Source organism: Bifidobacterium catulorum, from assembly GCF_003129925.1.
Classification (GTDB): domain Bacteria; phylum Actinomycetota; class Actinomycetes; order Actinomycetales; family Bifidobacteriaceae; genus Galliscardovia; species Galliscardovia catulorum.
In genome coordinates this window covers 1-335 of the sequence record NZ_QFFN01000087.1, presented here as the reverse complement: position 1 = coordinate 335, position 335 = coordinate 1, and the positions used below count along the sequence as shown (strand labels likewise).

Here is a 335-nt window from a genome sequence, read left to right as displayed (position 1 = left end):
GAACGTGTCCGCCGCCATCGCGGAGAACATGCACCAGTGGACCACCGACAACCCGACCACGCTGCCGGCGGTGGCCTCCACCCCGCCCGCCTCCGCCTGGGGCGTCAAGACCCGTGAGAGCCCCGCCACCGGGGCCGCCGCCGACAAGGGCACGGGCGCCGGCAACGGGACATTCTCGGCCGGCGACTGGAAGCAGACCGTGAAGCTCTCCGCCGACGGCAAGGCCTCCGTGAAGGGTCCGGGCAATGTCTCCGGCACCGTGAAGGTGGCCTACGACGGCTACTCCGACAAGCTCGTCAACCCCTCCGAGACCGAGGTCAAGGATGTGACGGCCA

The 335-nt window shown here is 70.1% G+C and carries 1 pseudogene; it reads left to right on the top strand.

Annotation, left to right across the window (positions count from 1 at the left end):
- Positions 1 to 335, top strand: a pseudogene (locus DF200_RS10915) (arabinosidase); the annotation flags it as partial.